Origin of the sequence: Streptomyces sp. URMC 127, assembly GCF_051386535.1 — a bacterium.
Lineage (GTDB): Bacteria > Actinomycetota > Actinomycetes > Streptomycetales > Streptomycetaceae > Streptomyces.
In genome coordinates this window covers 1-5,163 of record NZ_JBPQTW010000329.1, presented here as the reverse complement: position 1 = coordinate 5,163, position 5,163 = coordinate 1, and the positions used below count along the sequence as shown (strand labels likewise).

General features: G+C 76.0%; 5 protein-coding genes. 3 read left to right on the top strand and 2 right to left on the bottom strand.

Going from position 1 to position 5,163, the window contains the following annotated elements:
- The first annotated feature begins 16 nt into the window (after nucleotides 1-16).
- The 3 genes from ACSNOH_RS33265 (at nucleotide 17) to ACSNOH_RS33255 (ending at nucleotide 2,514) form a co-directional block, all read left to right on the top strand.
- Nucleotides 17-934, top strand: a complete 918-nt coding sequence (locus ACSNOH_RS33265; protein ID WP_436725178.1) for a substrate-binding domain-containing protein — start codon at nucleotides 17-19, stop codon at nucleotides 932-934.
- 12 nt (nucleotides 935-946) lie between these two features.
- Nucleotides 947-1,882 (top strand): ribokinase, encoded by a 936-nt coding sequence (locus ACSNOH_RS33260; protein ID WP_436725177.1) that lies wholly within the window; start codon nucleotides 947-949, stop codon nucleotides 1,880-1,882.
- 170 nt (nucleotides 1,883-2,052) lie between these two features.
- Entirely contained in the window at nucleotides 2,053-2,514 is a 462-nt protein-coding gene (locus tag ACSNOH_RS33255; RefSeq protein ID WP_436725176.1) for a hypothetical protein, read from the top strand.
- Nucleotides 2,515-2,565: 51 nt separating this feature from the next.
- Here ACSNOH_RS33255 and ACSNOH_RS33250 read toward each other — a convergent pair whose 3' ends face one another.
- Nucleotides 2,566-4,668 carry a SpoIIE family protein phosphatase gene (locus tag ACSNOH_RS33250; RefSeq protein WP_436725175.1) on the bottom strand — a complete coding sequence of 701 codons (2,103 nt, stop codon included), beginning with the start codon at nucleotides 4,666-4,668 and terminating at the stop codon, nucleotides 2,566-2,568.
- A 141-nt stretch (nucleotides 4,669-4,809) separates the two neighbouring features.
- The coding region (locus ACSNOH_RS33245; RefSeq protein ID WP_436725174.1) for an ATP-binding protein at nucleotides 4,810-5,163 on the bottom strand (354 nt) is incomplete at its 5' end.

Here is a 5,163-nt window from a genome sequence, read left to right as displayed (position 1 = left end):
GGACAGGCGGGGCCTCGTGCGGCGGGGGCGGGCGCTCGCCGTGGTGGCGGCACTGGCCGCGTCCCTTGCCCTGTCCGGCTGCGACCGCGGCGGGAACACCGACCTCGGGCTCGCCCTGTCGACGATGAACAACCCCTTCTTCGTCGGCATCAAGGAGGGCGCCCTCGCGGAGGCGAAGGCCCGCGGCCTGAAGATCAGCATCACGGACGCGCAGAACGACCCCATGCAGCAGATCAGCCAGATGGAGACGTTCGCCGGGCAGAACGTCAAGGCCGCCGTCATCAATCCCGTCGACTCCGACGCCGCGGTCCCGGCGGTGGGCGTGGCCAACCGGGCGGACGTCCCGGTGATCTCCCTCGACCGGGGCGTGAACGGCGGCCGGGTCGGCTCGACGATCGCCTCCGACAACGTCGAGGGCGGGCGGCTGGCGGCAAGGACGCTGGCCGGGGCCCTCGGCGGCAAGGGCAGGGTGGCGTTCCTGGAGGGGCAGCCGGGGACGTCGGCGGCGCGCGAGCGCGCCAAGGGCTTCGAGGAGGGCATCCGGGCGTACCCGGGCATCGAGGTCGTGGCCCGGCAGCCCGCCGGCTTCGACCGCACCAAGGGCATGGACGTGATGGCGAACATGCTGCAGGCGCACCGGGACGTCGCGGGCGTCTTCGCCGCGAACGACGAGATGGCGCTCGGCGCGGCCAAGGCCCTGGGCCCCGCGTCGGGCAAGCGGGTGAAGGTCGTGGCGTTCGACGGCACGCCGGACGGCATCGCCGCCGTCCGTGCCGGGACGCTGACCGCGACCGTCGCCCAGCAGCCACGGCTGCTGGGCCGGCAAGCGGTGGACTGGGCGGTGCGGGCGGCGCGCGGCGAGCGGCTGCCCGCCCGGGTAAAGGTTCCGGTCGTGCTGGTGACCGGGGAGAACGCGGACCGATTCGACGGGTGACAGGAAGTGGCAATGGGTGACGAGACGACGTACGACGTCCTGGTGGTGGGCTCCGCCAACGCGGACCTGACGGTCCGGGTGGAGCGCCGGCCCGGTGCGGGCGAGACCGTGCTGGGCACGGATCTGGTCGAGTCGGCGGGCGGCAAGGGCGCCAACCAGGCCGCCGCGGCGGCCCGCCTCGGGGCCCGGACGGCGCTGCTGGCCAAGGTCGGTGACGACGCGTTCGGCGAGCTGCTGCTGGCCGGGCAGCGCGAGGCCGGCACGGAGCTGCGGCACGTGCTGGTCGAGGCGGGCGCCCGTACGGGCACGGCGATGATCGTCGTCGGCCCGGACGGCGACAACAGCATCGTCGTCTCGCCGGGTGCGAACGCCCGGCTGCTGCCGGAAGACGTCGAAGCGGCGCGGGACGTCATCGCCGCGTCGGCCGTGGTCTCGCTGCAGCTGGAGATCCCGGCGGCGACCGTGCGGGCGGCGGCCGAGACCGCCCGGGACGCGGGCACGCGCGTCGTGGTCAACCCCTCGCCGGCACCGGACCGGCTGGACACCGACGTGCTCACGGCGGCCGACCCGCTGGTCGTCAACGAGCACGAGGCCCGGCACCTGACGCAGCTCACCGACGGCACGCCGGAGGCGTGGGCCCACGCCCTGCGCGACCAGGGCGCCCGCTCGGTCGTCGTCACCCTCGGCGCCGAGGGGGCGCTGACCCTCGACGCGGGGGCCGCGCAGGCGGTGGCCGTGCCGGGCGTCAAGGCCGAGGCCGTCGACACCACGGGCGCCGGGGACGCCTTCACCGGCGCGCTCGCCTCCCGGCTGGCCGCCGGCGCCCCGCTGGCGGAGGCGGCGCGCTTCGCCGTACGGGTCGGCGCCGCGTCCGTGACCCGGCCGGGCGCCCAGCCGTCGTACCCGACCCTGGCGGAACTGCCCCCGGAGCCGGGACACTTCGCCTGATCCCGGGCACAGGACCGTCGCCCGCCGGGATGAACTGCCGTCCCCGGCGGGTGAAGTCTTCGTGACGGGAATTGTGCGGGCGCCATGGGCGAGGTGGGGTGAATCCACCGGGAGCGGGGTACGTGGGTGCCCGACCCGTCCGTACGAGCCGGAGGTGCCCCATGCGTCTGATGCGCCGCCAAGCCGCCGCCGTGGCCGCCGCTGCGGCCGCCGTGGCCGTCACTGCCGTCGCCCTGCCGTCGTCGCAGTCCGCCGCGGCCGACGGCGAGAAGACCCTGGCCTGGACCGCGGTGCACCGCACCGGCAGCCCGCCGGAGCACCCCAGGGCGGGCGACACCTGGGCCGTCTACGCCGACCTGCAGGGCCCGTCCGGCGAGCGCGCCGGCGACGGCAGCGCCGTCTGCACGGTGGTGCTCACCCGCTACGAGGGCGTGGTCGCCCAGTGCCGGTACGTACTGCGCGGGAACGACGGCACCCTGGTCCTGGACTCCATGGAGAACCGCTTCGGGCGCGGGCCGTACCGCACCGACGCGGCCGTCACCGGCGGCACGGGCGCGTACGCGGGTGCGACGGGCGAGGTGCGGCTCACCGTCGAGAACCAGCGGACGCTCTATCAGGTGCGCCTGAAGTGACCCTGGGAGGAAGCGCCGGCCCGGTGACGGAATGCGCCAATCCGCTGCCGGTCACGGCCCCGGGACCGCCCGGGCGATGAGCAGGGCCACGTCGTCCTGGTCGTTGCCGGCGCGCAGGGACGTCAGCAGGAGGTCGCAGGTCGCCTCCAGGCCGGCGGGGGCGTCCGCCAGAACGGCGAGGAGCGCTTCGAGGCGGGCGTCGATGGCCTCGTCCCGGGTCTCGACCAGGCCGTCGGTGTAGAGGACGAGCCCGTCGCCGGGCTCCAGGTCGACGCCCGTGTTCTCGAAGGGGATGCCGCCGACGCCCAGCGGGGCGCCGGCGGGCAGGTCGACGAGGGCGGGGGGACGGCCGGGGCGGAGGCGGACGGGCGGGAGGTGGCCCGCGTTGGCCACGCAGCAGCGGCCGCTGCGCGGGTCGTAGACGGCGTAGAGGCACGTCGCGATCATCTGGTCCAGTCCACTGGCGGTGCGGTCCAGGTGGTGCAGCACCCGGGCCGGGTCGAGGCCGAGCTGGGAGAGGGTGCGGGCGGCGGTGCGCAGCTGTCCCATGGCGGCCGCGGCGTTGATGCCGCTGCCCATGACGTCCCCGACGACCAGGGCGCTCTTCTCGCCGTCCTGCGGGATGACGTCGAACCAGTCGCCGCCGACCCTGCTGGCGGTGCCGGCGGGCTGGTAGCGGAAGGCGATCTCCAGGCCGGCCGCGTCCTGGGGCCGCTGGGGCAGCAGGGTGCGCTGCAGGGAGAGGGCGGTGGCGCGCTCGCGCTGGTACCAGCGGGCGTTGTCGATGGAGACCGCGGCGCGGGCGGCGAGCTCGGCGGCGAGGGCGGCGTCGTCCTCGCCGAAGGGGCGGGGATCGGCGATGCGCTTGAGGTCGAGGGCGCCGAGCACCTCGCCGCGGGCGATGAGCGGCACGGCCAGGTAGGAGTGGAGTCCGGCGCGGGCGAGCAGGCGGGCCGCGTCGGCGTCGCGGGCGATCTCCGGCAGGTCCTCGGCGTGCACGCGGGGCACCCTGACCGGGCGGCCGGTGCGCACGCAGCGGGCGACGAGCCGGTCGTGGTCGTACTTGGCGATCCGGCCGGGCGGGTCGGCGGCGCGCACGGCGTCGGCGGACGCCGCGGCGGAGGCGGCGTCGTCCCCGCGCGCGGCGGCGACGGCCAGGGCCCGGAAGACCGCGCCCTGCCCCTCGGGGGCGGGGGTGCGGTCGCCGTCGACGACGGTGTCGAGGACGTCGACGGCCGCGACGTCGGCGAGCCGGGGCACCACGACCTCGGCGAGCTCGCGCGCGGTCTGCTCCAGCTCCAGCGTGGTACCGATCAGCACGGAGGCGTCGGCGATCAGCGCGGTGCGGCGGCGGGCCTCCTCGTTGGCGCGGTGGCGGTCGCTGACGTCGACGAGGGAGGTGGCGACGCCGAGGATCTGGCCGCCCGGGTCCTCCAGGCGGTAGTACGACACGAGCTGGGCCTGGTCCTCGCTCGCGCCGCCGCCCTCGTGGCCGACGGCGAACCGGTCCAGCAGCGGGGTGCCGGTGGCGAGGACCTCGCGCATGGCGGCCTCGATGGCGGCGGTGTCCGCACGGGGCAGCACCTCGCGGACGGTGCGGCCGGTGCACTCCTCGGCGCGCAGCCCGTAAATGCGTTCGAGAGCGGGGTTGACCATGACGTAGCGCAGCGCGGTGTCGAGCACCGCGAGGCCGATCGGCGAGTGGGTGACCAGGCCGAGGGAGAGGGCGAGGTCGCGCTCGACCTTGCGCAGCACCTCCCGGTCGGTGGCGATGCCGAGGGCGTAGAAGTCGCCGTGCCGGTCCTCCAGGCGCACGTTTCGGAACTCGACCAGCCGGGTGCCGCCGTCCTTGTGCCGGGCGGGGAAGACCACCGCGAAGGTCTCGCCCTCGCCCATGACCTCGGCGAACAGCTGCAGCACGGCGTCGGTGTCCGCCTCGGCGACCAGCAGCCGGGCGGCGTACTGCCCGAGCGCCTCGGCGGCGCTCCAGCCGAAGAGCTGCTCGGCCTGCGGGCTCCACAGCACGATCCGGCCCTCGCGGTCCAGGACGCCGGCGGCCACGCCCAGCACGTCCAGCAGGCCGCCGGGGACGTACGGCGCGCGGCCGGAGGTCTGCTGGACGGGGCGGGCCCGGAACGCGTCGGTCGCGCCCATCGGGGACCTCCTTCCGCCCGCCGAAAGTGGTGCGGCGGCCCCGGCCGGCCGTGGCGCCGCAGCCACTCCATGGTCCCTCCGAAGGGGGTGGCCGCGCACGGCGCGGGGCGGATCATGCCGGAGCGCGGCCCGGAGCGGCGCCTAGGGGAGGCGGAGGGTGAACCAGACGGTCTTGCCGTTGCCGGAGGCGTGGTGGCCCCACTGGGCGGCGATCTGCTCGACGAGCCACATGCCGCGCCCGTTCTCGCTGTCGAGCCCGGCCTGACCGCAGCGGGGCAGGTAGCCGCCCGGGTCGGTGACCTGGGCGACGAGGTGGCCCTCGCCGCGGCTGAGGACGAGCTGGATGCCCTGGGGCGTGCCCGGCACGTGCACGACGGCGTTGGTGACGAGCTCCGAGAGCAGCAGGGCGGCGTCGTCGGCGAGCTCGTGCAGCCCCCACTCGGCCAGCAGCGCCCGGGAGAAACGGCGGGCGGCCGCGACGGAGCGCTCCGTCGC